Raw genomic sequence first — 20,538 nt, forward strand, 5'->3', positions numbered from 1 at the left:
TTTTTCATTGGTCACCCCTTTCGAAGTAACCGCCCCTCCCTTGCGGAGTGGTGCAAAGATAGGGAGTTTTTATAATCACTTCCAAGTCTTTTGTTTTATTTTCTTTCAATATATCCGTAACTCACTGTAACGTTGGTGGATTGTTTTTATCCGGATGAGCTCCGGAAGACAAAAAAGGCCGGCTATGGTCGGATCTGCGACGCAAAGACGGCTGAGGCACACGTGTGGATACCCAACGCCGCAAAGCGGATAGAAACCGCGGCCTCATGGAAAAAGGAAACCCGGGTCAACAAAAGGCCGGTTATAGGAGGATCTGCAGCACAAAGGTGGCGGTAACGGAACGGTGGAACTGCCATGACCGCTGCTGGGCAGCTTCCCTGCTGCCGCTCCCGAGCAGGGATAGCAGCACAGGGTCCGGTATTTATAGCAGTACCCTGCAACTATAATGGAGCAGGGCAGATCGTTATAAAGCGACTGTCCAGGCCACAAGCAGGAAGCAACAGTATCAATAGGACTTAACAGTGGATCTCATGGACAACCCGAGGAAATCCGGCAACACAGAAAACTCCACACTGCAACGGCAGGAGATCCGCCAGATTGCTTATCAACTGTTCCTGTATTAATAGGGATATAACCGGGGGTTTACAGGGGGTTTACAGGGGTATAACAGGGGTAGATCTCTGTTATACCCCTGTTATATCCCAGTTAATACCTAACCATAACTTTTTTAGGTATAAATAAGATAGGAAGCAGCTCCAACGAAGACCTGGAGTGGGTATTGACAACAAGCTATCGTTTCAGATCAGGTTGGCCAAAATGTTCAGCTCCGTCAATATTCGGAAAGCCATCAATTAGTAGAGCAGCTGGGAACCCGATATCGGGGGAATAGGATAACAACAGTCTGCCGCAATCAGTCGGAAAAGGGCTTCGCAAAAAAGAGAGAAAAATTCACGGTCTACCAACAGAAAACATGTTGCTACGAATAACAGCGGTTCCCCTAGTGAAGACACCTCAGGACTCCACCCTGCCTCAGTCGGGACAGTTTCGGAATGAATCCGTACTGCTTCCGTGGTAAGTCCGTGGTGAGTCCGAGTCTAACACGCTAGAACAGCAGTAGCAGCCCGGACTTACATTGCTCAAATCTGCACTCAGACTCGCATAAAGTCCGATTCGGTCCCGAACAGTTCTCGGACCACAATCGAAAAAAACTCCAAAATAGGCAAAACACTTGGACTCATTGGCTGGAAATGCAGTTTTTTAAAATAAAAGCATTCAAAAAATTGCATTTGTTAAACATAAAAACACTATAAACCCGACTATATTATTGTTACAACACAAACCTTTGATAATTATCAAAAACAAGTGGTTTGTCTTTTTTTTTATGTAGATTTATCTTCTTATAACAATCTCCAAAGTGATGAGCAGAACTACCCTGAAAGATATAGCCTTAGAACTCAACATTTCTGTTTCGACAGTTTCCAAAGCACTATCAGACAGCTACGAAATCAGTGAAGCAACTAAAAAAATGGTTCAGGAGTACGCTAAAAAACACAATTTCCATCCCAATAAGTTGGCACGAAGTTTAAAAATCGGAAAATCAAATACCATTGGAGTCATTGTTTCCAATATCAGTAATACATTCGTATCTCAGATTCTCGATGGAATTCAGATCGCTTCCCAGCAAACCATCTACGATGTTATCTTTATGCAAAGTAGAGAGGATGAACGCGTAGAAAAGAATTGTATAGATGTTTTAAGAATGCGAGGCATAGATGGGCTAATGATAGCCCCTGTATCTTCTGGGTCAAATATTGAGGAGCTTAAAGACCTCATTAAAGCTAAAATACCTGTCGTTATCTTTGACCGCATCAATCACAAATTGGATACATTCAAAGTCGGAGTCAATAATTTTCAAGGAGCCTACAACGCTACCCAACACCTTCTTCAACAAGGGAAAAAGAATATATTACATATCACAGGAAAGAACCTAGGTGTTGCCGAAGAACGTTTAAGTGGTTTTAAAGCAGCTCTATCTGATGCGGGCATACCTTTTAATGAAAAGCACTACATCGAATGTAGCTTTAACAGCACAATTGATTTAGACAAGAGTATAAGAGAAATTATAATCAAAGAGTATATTGACCATAAAAATATCGATGCAATTTTCGGTGCAACGGATGTCATCACGACAAGAACATTAGGTATTTTAGCAGAACTTCGGATTGAAGTTCCGACGGAAGTTGCCGTCATTGGATTTTCCAATACACAAATTGCAGCTTCATTAAACCCTGCACTGTCAACTGTCGTACAACCCGCAACTGAAATCGGTGAAATAGCAACCAAAAAACTGATTGATACCATTAATCAGACAAGACCAATTCACGAATTTGAAACCATTGAACTTCCGACACAGCTTGTCATAAGAAAATCTTCATTATAATCCCTTCCCTTTTACATCGAGGGAAAAGAACAAAAAAATACAGTCGGAAAATATCGCTTATGCTATTATCTCCCGACTGTATTTTTTATACTATAACTTTCTCATCAGCGAAAGTAATCACTAAAATTATTACAATAGATTACTCACCAGTAATACCATATTCCAATCCTCGTAATTCAGCTAAACCTCTTAATCGGCCAATAGCAGAATAACCAGGGTTTGTCACCTTGTTAAGATCATCCAGCATCTGATGTCCGTGATCAGGTCTAAATGGAATAGCAGTAGATCGCAACTGGTTTTCGGCAACCAAAATCCGCATAATTTTATACATATTCACATCTCCATCCAAATGATCTGCTTCATAGAAACTACCAATGGTATCTTTCTTAACATTCCGCAAATGGACAAAGTTTACCCGCGCCTTTACCTGCTCTAATATCCTCGGTAAATCATTGGTCTGGCTAGCTCCTAAAGAACCTGTACAAAAACAGATACCATTGAATTGTTGCGGCACTTCACGCAAGATATAGCCAAGGTCTTCACCATTGCTAGCAATACGTGGCAAACCTAAAATCGGATAAGGTGGGTCATCCGGATGGATCGTCATACAGATGCCGTTTGCTTCACATACCGCAGCAATTTCGTTTAGAAAGTAGACTAGATTTCTACGCAAGCCATCCCTTCCAATATGTTTATATGTATCAATACTGGCTTTTAAAGCATCCAATTCTACATTTTTTTCTCCTGGAATCCCCATCAGTACGACATTGGCCAAGCTATCTTTTTGTTGTTCGGAAATTTCACCAAAGCGCTTCGTTGCTCTTTTGACAATATTTTCTGAATAGTCTTTTTCGGCATCCGTTCGTTTTAAAATAAAGATATCAAAAAGCGCAAGGTCAATCCAGTCAAAGTAAAGGGCCTTTGAGCCATCTGCCATCACCAGATCCAATTGCGTTCTGGTCCAATCCAGCACAGGCATAAAATTGTAACAGACTGTTTTAATACCGCATTCCGCAAGATTAGCTAATGTCTGGTTATACTTGGCGATATATTCATCAACTCGAGGTCCTTTTGTTTTAATTTCTTCATGAACCGTTACGCTCTCTACCACCGACCAAACCAAACCCGCATCTTCAATAATACGTTTTCGCTCCTGGATATCGGCAAGAGGCCAAACCTCGCCATGGGGAATATGATGTAGCGCTGTAACGATACCCGTCGCGCCTGCCTGTTTAACATCCTGCAAGGATACTGGATCGTTGGGACCATACCAACGCCATGTTTGCTCTAATTTATTCATCTTAAAATCTCGTTAAACGCCGCACCATGCATTAAAACCACCATCTACAAAGACTGTCTCACCAGTTACAAAAGCTGATGCATCGCTCAATAAATAGATTAAAGTTCCTTTCAATTCCCGTGGATCTCCCAATCGATTATAAGGTGTCCCGCTAAGTATCCGCTTGGTACGTTCGCTATAGCTACCATCTGGATTTATCAATAGATTTTTGTTTTGTTTGGTCAGGAAAACACCCGGAGCAATTGCATTGACACGAACTTGATCACCATAACGTTGTGCAAGTTCCGTTGCCATCCATTTTGTATAACCATCAATACCGTGTTTAGCAACTGTATATCCTAATACCCGTGTGAAAGGCCGGCTTGCTGTCAAGGAGGAGATATTTACGATGGCTCCTTTTCCGCTTTCTGCAATTACACGACCAATGATATGTGTTGGGATAATTGTTCCATAGAGGTTTAGTTCGATCGCTTTAATCGTGTCTTGAATATTACTTGCAAATAGATCTTGGTCAGCTCCTATTGTCGCGCCCGGAATATTTCCACCAACTGCGTTCACCAGAGCGTCTATTCGCCCCCATTTATCAAGGATTTCATCCTTTGCTCTACTGACATCCTGTTCGTCCATGATATCAACCTCTACAAATATGGCCTCCCCGCCTAGAGATTCTACTTGCTGTACACGTTCTTTTCCGATCTGCTCGTTACGTCCAAGAATAGCAACTTTTGCCTCTGCTTCAGCTAACGCTTCCACAAATGCCTCACCAAGAATCCCCGTACCACCTGTGATCACGACAACCTTATCTTTTAATGAAAATGGATTATTACTCATGTATTTCTATTTCAAATTGGTATTTATCCCCAATTTTATTGATAATAACCTTAATTACAAAAAAAAGTAATTAATTTAATTACGATAACGTTTTAGTTATTTCAATTTATTTTTCCACTTCTTCCGTTGTTTCATCATCAAACAGAATTCTTACTGAAGGGGTATAGGTATCATCATGCTGTCCAGATTTATTCGCCCAAAAAAAAGCGCATAAAAACACCAAAGCTAATAAGACACTACAACCGATTAGAATATACATAATTTCCATAACAACTAGAGTTTATGACGTTTTGCATACCATCTTGTCATTAAGCTGGTAAATGAGATAATTGTAACTGTACTTATGGGCATCAAAATTGCAGCAAATAAGGGCGACATAATCCCTTGAATAGCAAAGCTCAACCCGATTATATTATAGAGCAAGGATATCCCAAAGCTCATATGGATTACCTTTACAGCATCTTTACTGAAAGCAAAGAAATCTGATAATTTTGAAAATGATTCGCCATCTAAAATAGCATCACATCCAGGTGAAAAGTTATTGATATCATCACTGACAGCAATCCCCAAATCGGCTTTACGCAATGCTCCTGCATCATTCAATCCATCCCCGATCATACAGACATGTTTTCCCGCCTGCTGAAATTTCTGAATGCGTCCCAGTTTTTCCATTGGAGATTGGTTAAACATCAAGCATGCTTCCGAAGGAAAAATCAATTTTAACGCATCCAGGCGTCGGTCATTATCTCCCGATATCAGATGCAGGTTGTAATGAGGTCTGAAATCTTCAATCAATGCCGACAGGCCGGCTCTCCATGCCTGTTCCATGGTAAAATATCCTTTCAGCTCATCACCGATGTGTATGAATACGACAGCTCCGTCGGTCTTGATATTTCCTATGTTCAAAAAATTAGCGCTGCCAATTTTGACGACTAAACCTCCAATTACTGCCTCCATCCCCTTTCCCGGAAACTCTTTAAAATTTCGTACAGGGATATCTGAGCAGACATCCAGCCATTTCACAATCTCTCGGCTCAATGGATGACTAGAATTTCGACATACCGCATTGACCAACTTTCTTTCATTTGTGGTAAGTGTTCCCTCAAAATAAATTGAGGTTGCTTTAGGCGACGAAATAGTCCCGGTTTTATCGAAAACAAGGATATCTATTGTTGCCATCTGCTCGATTGCCGCTGTATTTTTGACATAGAACTTGTTTCTATCGAAAATACTTAATGCCGCAGACAGGGTAAATGGAGAGCTCAACGCCAATGCACAAGGACATGCGATAATCAGCACTGCCGTAAAAGCTCCCCATGCCCTATTGGCGCTACCATCCACAGCCCAATACAGCGCTGCAAAAAAAGCGATCGCCAATAAAACAACAGTAAAATATTTACTTATAAAGTTCACAAAAGTCTGAAAGTGCTTATCGTAATCTTTATAGTTTTCATTATTCCATAATTTGGTCAGATACGACTGTGAAATCGGCTTTATGACTTCCAATTCGATTGCCTCACCAGTCTGACGCCCCCCAGCGTAAATAATTTCCCCTAGGGTTTTGCTTACAGGACTTGATTCGCCGGTCACAAAGCTAAAGTCAATCGCCGCATCACCTTTTAATAATATAGCATCCGCCGGGATAATCTCATTGTTGCGAACAAGAATACGGTCACCGATATGAACATCGGCCAATTGCACAGGTTTGTCTCCCTCTTCAGTAAGCACAGTTACCGCAACGGGGAAATAGCTCCGATAATCCCTTTCAAAAGAAATATGATAATAGGTCCGCTGCTGCACCCATTTTCCGATCAGAATAAAGAACACCAAACTACATAAAGTATCTGTAAAACCAGCTCCAGTCTGCGTTATTACTTCGAAAGCCGAACGTAAAAACAGGACCAAAATACCCAAGGCCAAAGGGACGTCCAGATTCAACCTTTTTTGTTTCAAACTGACATACGCGGACTTAAAGTAATCTGAAGCACAATACAACAAAACCGGCAACCCAAAAGCTAAATTGATATAACCGAAAAAACTTGCATACTCCTTTTCAAATGCTCCCATACCAAAGTAGTCCGGAAAACTAAATAACATCGAATTTCCGAAACAGAATCCTGCTACTGCAATCTTGGCAACCAAGGGATTCAGATTATTCTTATTTCCCTCTTTAACAACATCCTGCAGCGTAATTTTTGGATCGTAACCAATATTAGCTAATAGATATACTAAATCTTTGAGCGGAAGTAAAGTATGATTAAAAGTGATACTAGCTTGTTTTTTCATAAAGTCCACGCGGGACTGTAGCACGTTTGGGTTTAATTTATAGAGATTTTCCAACAGCCAAATACATGAGCTACAATGGATAGCAGGAATATAAAAGGTAATGATAGTCATCTTATCATCCTTAAAATCCACTAATTTAGCCGCAATCTGCGGCTCATCCAAATACGAAAAATCCACTTGTTTTTCTTTATTGGATTTCCCAGGATGCTGATTATAACGGTAGTATTGTTGCATCCCCCCATTGTGCAAAACCTGATAGACCGTTTGACATCCGAGGCAGCAAAAATCATGATCATCGAGATGGTAACCTGTTTCATCGATCTTGTCTCCACAGTGGTAGCATTTCTCTATTTGTTGTACTTTTTCCTTTGTTACCGCCATATCCCCAATTAAATTGCTTCACTAAATAACTGCATTTTTGTACGCAGCTTCAAAAAACGTTGATCAAAGGCCATACAGATATTCCGTAGAAATGAACGTCCGATCGCAGTGCATCGAATCAGATCTCCTTCTATGCTGACTAAGCCATCTTGGACTAATGTTGACAATTCTTCTTTAATCTGCTCAGTTAAATCCGATGTGGGATCCAATTGTACTTTACCTTTACACATCATATCAAGGATGTAACGTCTTATGACCAGATCTTCTGCATTAAGTATATGTCCTTTCACTACAGGCAATACACCTGATGCGATCAGCTTATGATATTCTTCAACTGTTTTTACATTTTGTGCGAAACCACCCCAGGCATCGCTGATCGAGGACACACCAATCCCAATTAATAAGGGGTTAAACCGATCCGCATACCCCATAAAATTACGGTGCAAGCGTTCCTCTTGGAAAGCCAAATAAAGTTCATCCTCTTTTTTTGCAAAATGGTCCATCCCGATATCTGCGTAGCCTTGTGCCAGGATCAGCTTTTTCCCAAGATTATAAAGTGCTAGTTTGGCAGTACCCTTTGGCAGATCCGCCTCCGTATAATGCCGCTGCCCGGGTTTTAACCAAGGGACATGGGCATAGCTATAAAAAGATATCCGATCTGGCTTGAGCAGCATGGATTTTTCAATGGTATCCTGTACAGATGCTTGAGTCTGCTTCGGCAATCCGTAGATCAAATCGAAATTAATGGATTCAAAACCGATCTTTCTTGCATTCAACATCACCGCTTCCACTTCTTCAAAGGTCTGCTGTCTATTGATCATAAACTGCACCAAAGGGTCAAAATCCTGTATCCCTAAGCTGAGACGACGGAAACCTAGGTCAAAAAGAATCTGTAAGTGTTCGGTTGTGGTATTAGCAGGGTGCGCTTCAAATGAAAAAGAGCGATCTGCTGTGACATCGACATGCTCAAGAATCCCCTCTATCAACAATTTCAGGTTCTCGGCTTGAAAAAATGTCGGTGTACCGCCACCCAAATGTATTTCTGACACGAGCGGTCTTTCACCTTTGAAAACAGCCAGATACATCTCCCACTCCTTTAGGAGAGCAGCAATGTAAGGCAGTTCAACCTGATGATTTTTTGTGATACGCGTATTACAGCCACAGTAGGTGCATAGGCTTTCGCAAAAAGGAAGATGTATATACAGACTTAATCCCTTATCTTTTGACTGTTTGAAAGTACGGTATACCTGATCCGTCCAAGCATCAGTAGAAAATGTTTTATCGTCCCAAAATGGAACAGTTGGATAACTGGTGTACCGTGGTGCTGCGATATTATATTTCTGCACTAGCTCCGCCATAGTCTTGTCTTGTGTACTCATTGAAAATTATTTTTTGCGCAGTCATTTAAACAACAACACGCTTTACCCACACATTTTTCCATCCCCCAGAGATTGAGATTCCGAACAGTCTGTTCTGCCAGTCCTTTTGGGCTTTGATCCTCAAAAGGTGCATTCGCAATCTGAATACTTAGAGCGCCTGCCTTCACCAAATCGATATGGGATGTTTCTTTACTTCTAGTCATGATCTTATTGATCCCTAATTCCTTCAAATTAAGTAGCATTTTATCATCCAAAATATCTCCTCCAGAGATGACAATCGCATCCTTTCCGCGCGCATAATTTTGCGTTTCGGCATTTAATCCGTTTGAAATCAAGGTGAGATCATGCTGTTTCGCATTGGCCAATGCCCAAAACTCTTTTTCAAATGACCTCACATTATATACAACTACTTTCATTTTGAATTCTACAATCAACCACGTATAAGTTTATCCTAAAAACAAAATTAGCTCATAGCTCAGCCTAAAAACATGATACAAGACCATATCCGACAATGATATATATCACAATTACACAAAAAGGGTGTGTCCGAATTCTTCGAACACACCCTTTTTGTATTGATATTTATGAACCGTAAGCCCCAAAGCTCACGCAATATTTACTTGTTTACTTGTTACTGTTTTACATCCCTCAAATTTTTGATCGAGTTGATAAAAATCTTTCCCTTTTCCTTCGAGATCAGCTTTTCCTCCTTAAAATCAGAAAGCATACGTGAAACCGTTTCATTTGCCGTCCCGGCTATCGAAGCAATACCATCTCTGGTAATATCAATTGTACAGGCATTGACCTCATTGATATTAATTCCGCTTTTTTCAGCTACACTGATCAGCGCATTGGCCACACGTTTACGGACAGAATGATAGGCAAAACCCAACAGTTGTTCTTCTTTTTCACGAAGGTCGACAGAAAGCAATTTGATAAATTTGCTTGCTATAGCTGGCTTTTTCCACAAAAGTTCCAAAAAGGCGTCTTTCGGGATTAAAATAACCTCGCTCGGTTCAACAGCCTCTGCATAATCTTCATAGTTCTCATTCAACAACACGGAAGCATAACCAAAATAATTTCCTTCGATATAAATTCCAGTTGACAACTCGCGTCCATCTTTGTACGATTTAAAGCTTCGGATCTGCCCCGATTTGACATAATAGACATAAGTAGGTGAATCGTCTTTCTCAAAGATTGACTGTTTCTTCTTTACCGTTTTCACTCGCGAGTTGGCGAGCAATTCCTGTAGCAATAAAACTTGCTCCTCTTCACTCAGATTTAGATCAGCGTCTTCAGGCGTATCAGCGGATAACTGCTCATGCTTTTTGAGACGAACCTCAATCGCATTCATCAGTTCCACATCGTCAAAAGGTTTGGTCAGGTAATCATCAGCCCCCATCTCCATTGCCTTGCGCATATCTGCACGTTCGGCTTTGGCAGTCAGAAAAATAAAAGGAATTTTTGAAGTACTTTCTATTTTGCTCAACATAAATAGTACACCATAACCATCCAATTCGGGCATCATGATATCACAGAGAATTAAATCCGGAATATGCCGGGTTGCCAAATCAACTCCTATCCGACCATTCTCCGCTGTAATAACATCATACCGTCCTGTCAACTCCAAAATCTCTGTTGTCCCCTCTCTAATGTCAATATTATCCTCAATAATTAGAATCGTCTTTTTATTTTTCATCTTATTTATCCTTCAATGGCTGATGAGAGCTCGCCTGTTTATCTTCAATGGGTCCTCTAATGCCTTGCATTTATTTCATAAGTTCATTAGCACAGATTTTCTCCACTGCTAAGGTTAAGCTTACGCCTATTCAAAACTAACTTTAAATGATGTTCCTTTGTGTACCTCCGATACAAACTCCATTTTACCCTGCATAAGTTCAATATATCTTTTCACGATATTCAACCCTAATCCCGTACCCGGAATATTCCCCGTGTTATGCGCTCTGAAAAAAGGCTCAAACAAATGCACCTGATCTTCTTCAGGAATACCGATACCGTTATCTTTGACTGAAATCGAACAGCCATCGTCATCAATACAGGTTGTAAATTCAATTAATGTATCTTCGCCCGAGTATTTGATTGCATTAGAAATCAAATTCACCAAAGCATTTTTCAATAAATTCTGATCCAAAGAAAAATGTCCGATCTCACCGGTATGCTGGTACACAATATGCTGGTTTTTCTTACAGATCAATTGCATTTCCTCTGTAATCTCCTCAGCCAGTTCCACCAAATTAATGTACTGCTTGTTCATGACTACAATACCCGCCTCCAGTTTTTCCAATGAGAGAAAATCGTTCAAAATACTGGTCAATAGCTGCACCGCACCTTTGATCTTGTTGGTGTGTTTAATTATACTCGCCTTATCATCGGGGCGATCCGCATATTTTTCAATCAGCGAAGCCGACAATTGAACGGAACTTAAAGGTGTGCGAAACTCATGTGAAGCCATGGAAACAAAACGCGATTTAAGCTGGTTAAGTTCAATTTCTTTCTCCAAAGATTTAGAGACCTCTGCCTTTGCTTTTTCCAGTTCCGAAACCATCGATATTAGATCACGGGTTCGCTCACTGACTTTATGCTCCAATTCGGCTGCATGCTGTTTTAGCATATCCTCAGCAGCCTTCTCGCGTGAAAGATCATGGATAAATCCTGTAAAAATATTTTTATCCTTAAGCCAAACTTCGCTGACCGCAAGCCGGAACGGAAATGTTTTCCCATTCTTCTTTAATCCCATCACCTCGCGACCGATCCCGATAATTTTCTTATGACCTGTCGTTTGATAATTATGGATATAATTATCGTGATTCCCCCGATCAGGCTCAGGCATTAACATTGAAACATTATGTCCTATAACTTCTTCGGCATTATAACCAAACAATTCTAAGGCAGCAGGGTTAATGCTTTCCACATTCCCCCTGTTGTCAATGGTGATAATTCCATCAATTGCATGGTCTATTATAGCCGCCAGAAGCCTTCCGCCTTCCATGATCATCGTTATTTCACCAATTTTTTGTATTTGATACGATGTGGAGTCACATCACCCAAACGTTTCTTGCGGTTCTCCTCGTATTCGGTATAGTTACCTTCAAAGAAATACACTTGAGAATCACCTTCAAAAGCAAGAATATGCGTACAGATACGGTCCAAGAACCATCTATCGTGGGAGATCACCACAGCACAACCGCCAAAATTCTCCAAACCTTCCTCTAACGCACGCAATGTATTGACGTCAATATCATTGGTCGGCTCATCGAGTAAAAGTACATTTGAACCTTCTTTCAATGTGATCGCCAGATGGACACGATTACGCTCTCCACCAGAAAGTACACCGACTTTCTTTTGTTGATCTGCACCGTTAAAGTTGAATTTGGATACGTATGCCCTGGAATTCACTGAGCGATTACCTAAGATCATATTATCATTACCACCGGTGATATTTTCCCAAACAGATTTTTCAGGATCCAGATCATGGTGCATCTGATCGACATAACCCAATTTGACCGTCTCGCCTACTTTGAACGAACCCGTATCTGGTGTCTCCTGGCCTGTGATCAAGCGGAATAAAGTTGTTTTACCCGCACCATTTGGCCCGATAATACCAACGATACCGGCCGGGGGCAACATGAAACTTAAATTTTCAAATAAGATACGGTCACCATAAGCCTTGGAAATATCTGTTGCTTCAATAACAGAGTTACCCAAGCGTGGTCCTGGAGGAATAAACAACTCTAATTTTTCTTCACGTTCTTTGGTTTCCTCAGAAGCTAATTTTTCATAGTTATGAAGCCGAGCTTTAGATTTGGCATGACGGGCTTTTGGAGCCATACGTACCCATTCCAACTCACGCTCCAAAGTTTTCTGACGTTTGGTTTCCTGCTTTTCTTCCTGTGCCAGACGTTTAGCTTTTTGATCTAACCACGAAGAATAGTTTCCTTTCCAAGGAATCCCTTCACCACGATCAAGTTCTAAGATCCATCCTGCGACGTTATCCAAGAAGTAACGGTCGTGGGTTACGGCAATGACAGTTCCTTTATACTGTTTCAAGTGTTGTTCTAACCAGTCAATAGACTCTGCATCCAAGTGGTTGGTCGGCTCATCAAGCAATAACACATCTGGTTCTTGTAATAATAAGCGACATAATGCTACACGTCTGCGCTCACCACCTGACAAATTGGCAATTTTGGCATCAGGTTCTGGGCAACGTAATGCGTCCATTGCTCTATCCAATTTGGAATCGATTTCCCAAGCATTTGTTGCGTCAATTTTATCTTGTAATTCACCTTGTCTTGCCAACAATTTATCCATTTCATCTGGATTTTCGTAGACCTCAGGCAAACCAAATTTTTCATTGATTTCTTCGTATTCTTTTAAGGTCGCTGTAATTTCAGCAACACCTTCCTGCACAATTTCCAGTACGGTCTTTTCGAGATCCAATTGGGGTTCCTGTGCCAAATATCCCACAGAGTAACCTGGAGAAAACACGACTTCACCCTGATATGATTTGTCCAAACCCGCAATAATTTTCAATAATGAAGATTTTCCGGATCCGTTCAAACCGATCACACCGATCTTGGCACCATAGAAAAAAGATAAATAGATATTTTTTAGAACTTGTTTTTGAGGCGGATAGATTTTGTTGACTCCCGCCATCGAAAAAATAATCTTCTCGTCTGACATAAAATTTAAAAAAATTGGAAAACTCTTGTTATATTAACATACAAATGTAATCTTTTATACTGACATTTTGGACGTATAATGGTCATGGCTTAATTGTTGATGACATTATTTAAAATAATTTTAAGGTTTGAAATGTAGAATTTACTACATTTATATATCCTTAATATAAAACAGAAAGGTATTCAATGGAAGCAAAATTTTCACCGCGCGTAAAGGATGTTATATCGTACAGTAGAGAGGAAGCTTTGAGATTGCGTCACGATTATATAGGCACAGAGCATTTGTTGCTCGGCTTGATTCGTGAGGGCGATGGAATGGCGATCAAAATCCTTAAAAACATAGGCATTGACACAACTGCCCTACGTCAATCTGTGGAGGACGCAGTGAAGGGGGCATCTGTATCACGTGCACCTATTGGCAACATGCCGTTAACTAAACAAGCTGAAAAAGTGCTGAAAATAACTTATTTGGAAGCGAAAATTTTCAAGTCAGATATTATTGGCACCGAGCACCTATTATTAGCTATCTTGCGGGATGAAGATAATATCGCTTCGCAGATTTTACAGCAATATAATGTGACTTATGACATCTTCAAATCTGAAGTTGAGCAAAATAGAACCACCATCAAGGATGAAGCTCCGGGCTCTCCTACCGGTGACGATGACTTTGCTGAGGATGATCAATATATCCAACCTAAAAAGGTTTCGGATATTAAATCCAAAACGCCTGTATTGGACAACTTTGGCCGAGATCTGACCAAAGCTGCTGAAGAAGGTAGACTGGATCCTATTGTAGGTCGTGAAAAAGAAATCGAACGTGTATCACAGATCTTATCACGTCGTAAAAAGAATAATCCGTTATTGATCGGTGAACCTGGGGTAGGTAAATCTGCTATAGCAGAAGGATTGGCGTTACGTATCGTGCAACGCAAAGTATCACGTGTATTGTTCAACAAGCGTGTAGTTACTTTAGATCTAGCCTCTCTTGTTGCTGGCACGAAATATCGTGGTCAATTTGAAGAGCGCATGAAAGCGGTCATGAATGAACTGGAAAAATCACCAGATGTGATTTTGTTTATTGACGAAATCCATACCATTGTTGGTGCTGGTGGTGCATCGGGCTCTTTGGATGCTTCCAATATGTTTAAACCAGCCTTGGCAAGAGGAGAAATACAATGTATCGGTGCAACTACACTGGACGAATACCGCCAATATATTGAGAAAGATGGTGCTTTAGACCGTCGTTTCCAACGTGTGACTATCGAGCCGGCTACGCATGATGAAACTGTAGAAATCTTGAATCGTATCAAAGAGAAATATGAGGATCACCACAATGTGACTTATACGCCAGATGCGATTGAAGCCTGTGTGTCATTGACAACACGTTATATTACGGATCGTTTCCTACCGGATAAAGCGATTGACGCATTGGACGAAGCAGGTTCACGTGTACACTTGAACAATATTCATGTTCCACAATCCATTATTGATATCGAAAATAAAATCGAGGAAGTCAAATTGGAGAAAAACAAGGTTGTTCGTAGTCAAAAATATGAAGAAGCTGCTAAACTACGCGATACAGAGAAAAAGCTTATCGACGAGTTAGAGAAAGAGAAGATTGCATGGGAAGAAGAAACCAAATCTAAGCGGTACACTGTTTCCGAGGAAAATGTAGCGGAAGTTGTGGCGATGATGACTGGTATCCCAGTGCAACGTGTCAGCCAATCCGACAGCCAAAAACTGTTGAATATGGGTGAACTAATGAAAGGAAGAATCATTGGCCAGGACGATGCCGTCGGTAAATTGGTTAAAGCCATCCAACGGACACGTGCCGGACTGAAAGATCCTAAGAAACCAATTGGTTCCTTTATATTCTTAGGCCCTACTGGTGTCGGTAAAACAGAATTAGCGAAAGAACTAGCTCGATTTATGTTTGATACTGAAGACGCATTGATCCAAATTGATATGAGTGAGTACATGGAGAAATTTGCTATCTCACGTCTGGTCGGAGCGCCTCCGGGATATGTAGGTTATGAAGAAGGTGGTCAGTTAACAGAGAAAGTACGTCGCAAACCTTATGCGGTAGTGCTTTTGGATGAGATTGAGAAAGCTCACCCTGATGTATTCAACTTGTTACTGCAAGTATTAGATGAAGGTCAGCTGACCGATAGTTTGGGCCGTAAGGTGGACTTCCGTAACACGATTATCATCATGACCTCCAACATTGGAGCACGTCAATTGAAAGAGTTTGGTCAAGGTGTAGGTTTCACTACTGCAGCAAAATCGCAACAAACCGATGCACACTCCCGTGGAGTAATCGAAACTGCATTAAAAAGAGCTTTTGCTCCAGAGTTTTTGAACCGCATTGACGATGTTATTGTTTTCAATTCGTTGACAAAAGAAAATATCTTCAAAATCATTGATATTGAATTAACGTCATTGTTTAAACGAATCGCAGATTTAGGTTATACCATTAATCTGACTGAAGAGGCAAAAGATTTCATCGCCGATAAAGGATATGACAGTAATTTCGGTGCACGTCCATTAAAACGGGCAATCCAAAAATATCTGGAAGATCCAATTGCGGAAGAAATCCTCAAGGGAAATGTGCAAACAGGTTCGGTTTTAACTGTCAGCATCAATCCGGAAACCAAAGATATTGAGGTCTCTAGCTCAGATCCAAAGTCTTCAAAAGATACAGCTGAGAAATAATCGCTTGCTGTACTCGAAATAATTTCAAGAAAATGCACCATTATGGTGCATTTTTTGTTGTAAAGAAGGTTGACGTTAAACTTTCGCGCTATTTTATCGTCTTATAATAAAAAATGTCACAAATAACACAAACGATATGAAAAGACTTTTATTCGCAGCTTTAATTGGAACCGCAGCCTTGGTTTCATTCTCTTCTTGTAAAAAGGAGTATGTTACGAACTATTTACCCGGAGTAAGTTATACTACCCCGGTTACATCTTCTTCTTGGGCGGTTGACCAGTCAGGATATTCTTTTTCTAACGAATTAGACTTTTCCAAGGAATTAGATAAAAAATATTTTGATTATGGACATGTAGGAGTGGCCATCTCGTTTGATAACGACCCTGATTATTTCATCAATATCCCTTCGGCGGTAGGCCCTTATAACTATCGTGTAGAATACAAAGTTGGCAGAGTATACCTCTATGCGGATTATGTTGGAAGCGACAATAAACCTGTCCGTCCAACAAACATGATCGTTAAGGTAACTCTGACTGACGCCGATAACGGTGGTAATTAATAAAAAAGATCTCAGAATTCTGAGATCTTTTTTTATTAAAAGAGTTATCTTACCACACTTACGAAAATAAGCTATCCCCTCAACAACAACTCAGCATGCTCTACCGCAGCATCCGTTGGGTTTGCTCCACTCAGCATCTGTGCAATCTCTTTTACCCTTCCGGATTGATCTAAACGAACGATATTTGATATGGTACGATTGGTCTTATCTTCTTTGTACACTTTAAAGTGCGCTGCCCCTTTTGAAGCGATTTGTGGCAAGTGCGAAATAGCAATCACCTGCATATTTTCGGCTAGATTTTCCATGACCTCCCCTACACGTAACGCAACCTCACCCGAAATGCCAGTATCGATCTCATCAAAAACTATCGTTGGTAAAGCTGAAGTTTTAGCAACCAGCGACTTTATCGCCAGCATCACACGAGAGAGTTCTCCCCCCGAAGCTACACGATGGATAGATTGCAATGCTTGCCCCTTATTGGCCGAAAATAGAAACTGAATTGTATCTATTCCAGATTCACGCATCTCGCCTTCTTTTAATGGTTCTAATACAATCTGAAGCATCGCATTTGACATCCCGACATTCGACAGGGTATTTTGCACGTCCTTGGCAATCCTATCCAGCACTAATTTGCGCGCTTCCGATAGTTCCTTCGCATTCCGCAATGCAATCGCTAACTTCTGCACAACTTCAGCTTCCAGTCGTTCCAATTGTTCATCGGAGGAATTGATGGCGATTAGCTTCGCTTCCAGATCATCTCTAAGCTGAATGAGTTCCTCAACTGAATCAACATGATGTTTTTTCTGTAATGAATAAAGTAAGCTCAATCGTTCATTAATCTCCAATAAAGTTCCTTCATCCAATTGTGTATCTTCTTCGAGTGAAGTCAATTCTGCAGCCACATCTTTTAGCTCAATTAAGGTACTTTTCAATCGCACAGAAAGATCAGATGCTTCGGGCAAAAAAGAAGATATCCCCTCAACTTGTGTCATCGCATCTTTCAGTCGGGTCAATATCGCCGTATCCTCGTTTTCCAACAAATGCGAAGCTGCATTTAGTGCCCGTTTGATATCCTCTGCATTTTCCAATTGACGTTGCTGTTGTTCGAGTGTCCCCTGTTCTTCAGCAACCAGTTTCGCTCCATCCAGCTCATCAAACTGAAATTGAAAATAATCCAATTCAATTGCAGCCTTCTTTACCGTCTCTTTCAGTTCTTCCAGCTCTCGCTTAGCCTTTTTATAGGCCGTATAGCTTTCTTTGTAGCTCTGTTTCAATACAAATGAACCAGCAACACTATCAACAACCAGAAACTGAAATTCCTCCGTATTGACCTGCAAAGTCGCATGCTGCGAATGTACATCGATCAATTGCTCGCCCAATTGCTTTAGTATCATCAATGTAACCGGTGAATCATTGACAAAAGCACGGGATTTACCATCTGGTGTTATTTCCCTTCTGATAATGGTATGATTCGCATAATCGAGATCATTCTGCTCAAAGAAGCTATTTAATTGATAAGCTCCAATGTTAAACTCTCCTTCGATCACGCATTTTTTTGACGGATCAAAAAAATGTTTCCCCTCCACTCTGTTACCCAAAATCAGGGAAAGTGCTCCCATAATAATGGATTTACCCGCTCCAGTCTCCCCAGTAATAATATTCAAGCCGCTATCAAATTGGATTTCCAACACATCGATCAGGGCATAATTCTTAATATGTAAGGTATCTAGCATATTCTTGAAGGTCTATTTTACAGTTGAGAGGAAAACCGTTCCTCATCCGGATTAGTCGTATTTTTTATAATCTTTTCTTTAGTAGGTAATTTACCTAAAACTCAACCGATTTCAATGCATTTTATTTCAAAAAAAACTGCATCGGTTTTGAATACTATCTTCTTGAATTTATTTAAAGATACTAAATACTAAAAATAATATCAAAATTCCAAATAAAACTAATTATTATAGCTAAAAACATCCCTTTTTATAAACGAATTGTAGTGCTTTTATCTGTAAATGTTGCTTCAAATCAATCCTATTGAACTAACAAATGATCGTATCTATATAAACCGATCACCGCCAAGCACTTCACAGATCAATACGATCTTTTTGACAAAAAAATGTTCGCCTGTGACAAAATAATGTCCTTTGGTTATTATGTGAGGATGAATAAATCACTATTTTTACAGCATGCAAGATTACAGTGCAACCCTCAAAAAATACATGCCCGAAGAAGCTGCACCGATTATATCCAATTGGATAAATCACACAGCATGCTTATTTAAAATTTCCCAATCCAGAAGCACCAAACTGGGGGATTATCGTGCACCGTTTAAGGGGAGTCCACATCGTATCTCAGTCAATCATGATCTGAATCCTTATTCCTTTTTGATCACCACCATACACGAATTTGCACATCTTCAGACCTGGAATAAGCATCAACACCGCGTAAAACCACATGGGACTGAATGGAAGAAACATTTTAAGGAGTTGATGGATCCTTTTTTAAAACTCAGTATCTTCCCACCCGATATCAATAGAGCGATAAACAGTTATATGGAAAATCCAGCGGCATCGAGCTGTACCGATCTTCATCTTTTTCGTACATTGAAGGCCTATGACAAGACCAAAAACAATGCACTTACAGTAGAAGCATTAGAAGATGGACATTTTTTTAAATTAAAGAATGGAAGGTCTTTTCAGCGGATTGAGAAAATACGAAAACGCTATAAATGTATGGAGTTAACCAGCAAACGCATGTACCTCTTCAACCCAATTGCGGAGGTATTTCTGCTAGAACAATGATTTTTAACAAATACATTCATTATATTTTTATCTTTGCTAACTTAGGAAACAATTAAAGAGAGCTTTTATGTTACACTTACACTCGACAATAGCAATTGTCTTATTGCTGGCCCTGGTGATATCTATTGTGATCACCTTAATGAACTATTTAGGCAACAAACCTTACAACCGTAAAATTGCCTTATTAGGTTTTATCGTATCGCATATTCAATTATTAGTAGGTTTGATCTTATACTTCGTTTTGAAGTACCCATCGATGATCTCTGGCAGCGTGATGAAAGATCCAACATTACGTTTAAAAATCATTGAGCACCCCTTAACAATGATCATCGCCATTGTTTTGATCACTATCGGTTACTCAAAAGCTAAAAAGATGGAAAACTCAAGAAAAGCAAATCAAACTGTTGTGATTTTTTATATCATCGGTTTAATTTTAATGCTCGCTCGTATTCCATGGGGTACCTGGTCATTATTTGCATAGTCTATACAGCATTCATAGCAAAAAGGCATCAATTGAATAATTGATGCCTTTTTTTTGGGCCTACCTAATAAGTAATACCTAGCAATAGTTTTACCCACTTTCTCTCTTATGGTCAAGCCCTCCTTCCTAGTACTTTTCTTTGAGACTGAAAATCGTACCTTTCTAGACTAGCTTTTACTCCTATCAACCTCCTATTAAAACATCACATACAGGCGCAAAAAAAGCCCCAGTAAAAACTGAGGCTTTCCAATATCATTAAATGACTTTTAATTAGTCACGATTTTTTCCGAATCCCAAAATACCGAAAACAGTTTTAAATGCGATAAGCGTACCTATAATCAAGGAGATATTTGCTATTGCGGAGAACAAAAATGTTTGTTGTCCCATTGCAGTACATACATCCGGTACAAAACGGATAAATGTGCCTATTAAACCTAAAGCGATAGCTACTACCAATGTTTTGTAGTAATGAGTTTGATTCGCATTATTATCAGTTGTCTTTGGAGCTCTTGGTTGTACAGTTTCTGCCATTTCTATTTCGATTTTATTCGATACAAATGTACAAAATATTCTATGTTTGAAAAATAAAATTAAAAAAACCAGCAAGGCTCGAAATCTTACAGGAAAAAAGCAGAAGATACCAGTAAAATTTTCAATCAATATTCAAC

The 20,538-nt window shown here is 40.0% G+C and carries 16 protein-coding genes; 5 read left to right on the forward strand and 11 right to left on the reverse strand.

Annotated elements, in window-relative coordinates; translation table 11 throughout:
• Positions 1-1,417 precede the first annotated feature (1,417 nt).
• Positions 1,418-2,440: a LacI family DNA-binding transcriptional regulator gene (locus tag M2408_RS24395; protein WP_259187194.1), complete on the forward strand. Its 1,023-nt coding sequence runs from the start codon at positions 1,418-1,420 to the stop codon at positions 2,438-2,440.
• A 139-nt stretch (positions 2,441-2,579) separates the two neighbouring features.
• Here M2408_RS24395 and uxuA read toward each other — a convergent pair whose 3' ends face one another.
• The 9 genes from uxuA to ettA all read right to left on the reverse strand — a co-directional run bounded on the left by uxuA (position 2,580) and on the right by ettA (position 13,318).
• Complete coding sequence (uxuA, locus tag M2408_RS24400) at positions 2,580-3,740, reverse strand: mannonate dehydratase (protein WP_259187195.1); 1,161 nt, start codon at positions 3,738-3,740, stop codon at positions 2,580-2,582.
• Positions 3,741-3,752: 12 nt separating this feature from the next.
• Positions 3,753-4,571, reverse strand: a complete 819-nt coding sequence (locus tag M2408_RS24405; RefSeq protein WP_120259989.1) for an SDR family oxidoreductase — start codon at positions 4,569-4,571, stop codon at positions 3,753-3,755.
• A 106-nt stretch (positions 4,572-4,677) separates the two neighbouring features.
• A complete protein-coding gene (ccoS, locus tag M2408_RS24410; protein WP_120259988.1) occupies positions 4,678-4,839 on the reverse strand; it encodes a cbb3-type cytochrome oxidase assembly protein CcoS in 162 nt (53 codons plus the stop codon).
• 5 nt (positions 4,840-4,844) lie between these two features.
• Positions 4,845-7,238 carry a heavy metal translocating P-type ATPase metal-binding domain-containing protein gene (locus tag M2408_RS24415; RefSeq protein WP_259187196.1) on the reverse strand — a complete coding sequence of 798 codons (2,394 nt, stop codon included), beginning with the start codon at positions 7,236-7,238 and terminating at the stop codon, positions 4,845-4,847.
• A gap of 8 nt (positions 7,239-7,246) precedes the next feature.
• Positions 7,247-8,617: an oxygen-independent coproporphyrinogen III oxidase gene (gene hemN, locus M2408_RS24420; protein WP_259187197.1), complete on the reverse strand. Its 1,371-nt coding sequence runs from the start codon at positions 8,615-8,617 to the stop codon at positions 7,247-7,249.
• On the reverse strand, positions 8,614-9,033 hold the full coding sequence (locus M2408_RS24425) for a lactate dehydrogenase (protein WP_120259985.1): 420 nt from the start codon (positions 9,031-9,033) through the stop codon (positions 8,614-8,616). The genes hemN and M2408_RS24425 overlap by 4 nt, the downstream gene beginning before the upstream one ends.
• A gap of 215 nt (positions 9,034-9,248) precedes the next feature.
• Positions 9,249-10,316: a response regulator gene (locus M2408_RS24430; protein WP_259187198.1), complete on the reverse strand. Its 1,068-nt coding sequence runs from the start codon at positions 10,314-10,316 to the stop codon at positions 9,249-9,251.
• A 126-nt stretch (positions 10,317-10,442) separates the two neighbouring features.
• On the reverse strand, positions 10,443-11,627 hold the full coding sequence (locus M2408_RS24435; RefSeq protein ID WP_120260039.1) for a PAS domain-containing sensor histidine kinase: 1,185 nt from the start codon (positions 11,625-11,627) through the stop codon (positions 10,443-10,445).
• Positions 11,628-11,635: 8 nt separating this feature from the next.
• Positions 11,636-13,318: an energy-dependent translational throttle protein EttA gene (ettA, locus tag M2408_RS24440; protein WP_121127395.1), complete on the reverse strand. Its 1,683-nt coding sequence runs from the start codon at positions 13,316-13,318 to the stop codon at positions 11,636-11,638.
• Between the two features lie 185 nt (positions 13,319-13,503).
• On the opposite strand from ettA, the gene M2408_RS24445 reads away from it, so the two are divergent.
• Both M2408_RS24445 and M2408_RS24450 read left to right on the forward strand, forming a co-directional pair.
• Positions 13,504-16,029 carry an ATP-dependent Clp protease ATP-binding subunit gene (locus M2408_RS24445; RefSeq protein ID WP_259187199.1) on the forward strand — a complete coding sequence of 842 codons (2,526 nt, stop codon included), beginning with the start codon at positions 13,504-13,506 and terminating at the stop codon, positions 16,027-16,029.
• Positions 16,030-16,165: 136 nt separating this feature from the next.
• Positions 16,166-16,588 (forward strand): hypothetical protein, encoded by a 423-nt coding sequence (locus M2408_RS24450; RefSeq protein WP_259187200.1) that lies wholly within the window; start codon positions 16,166-16,168, stop codon positions 16,586-16,588.
• Between the two features lie 71 nt (positions 16,589-16,659).
• Here the strand turns inward: M2408_RS24450 and recN are convergent, their stop codons facing one another.
• Positions 16,660-18,321, reverse strand: a complete 1,662-nt coding sequence (gene recN, locus M2408_RS24455; RefSeq protein ID WP_259187201.1) for a DNA repair protein RecN — start codon at positions 18,319-18,321, stop codon at positions 16,660-16,662.
• Between the two features lie 453 nt (positions 18,322-18,774).
• Here recN and M2408_RS24460 point away from each other — a divergent pair, with 453 nt between their 5' ends.
• On the forward strand, positions 18,775-19,389 hold the full coding sequence (locus M2408_RS24460) for a SprT-like domain-containing protein (RefSeq protein ID WP_259187202.1): 615 nt from the start codon (positions 18,775-18,777) through the stop codon (positions 19,387-19,389).
• Between the two features lie 67 nt (positions 19,390-19,456).
• Positions 19,457-19,870: a hypothetical protein gene (locus tag M2408_RS24465; RefSeq protein WP_104385601.1), complete on the forward strand. Its 414-nt coding sequence runs from the start codon at positions 19,457-19,459 to the stop codon at positions 19,868-19,870.
• Positions 19,871-20,140: 270 nt separating this feature from the next.
• On the opposite strand, the gene M2408_RS24470 is transcribed toward M2408_RS24465, so the two are convergent.
• Entirely contained in the window at positions 20,141-20,401 is a 261-nt protein-coding gene (locus tag M2408_RS24470; RefSeq protein ID WP_077438329.1) for a hypothetical protein, read from the reverse strand.
• Positions 20,402-20,538: the final 137 nt, after the last annotated feature.

It is taken from the genome of Sphingobacterium sp. BIGb0165 (assembly GCF_024810095.1).
Classification (GTDB): domain Bacteria; phylum Bacteroidota; class Bacteroidia; order Sphingobacteriales; family Sphingobacteriaceae; genus Sphingobacterium; species Sphingobacterium detergens.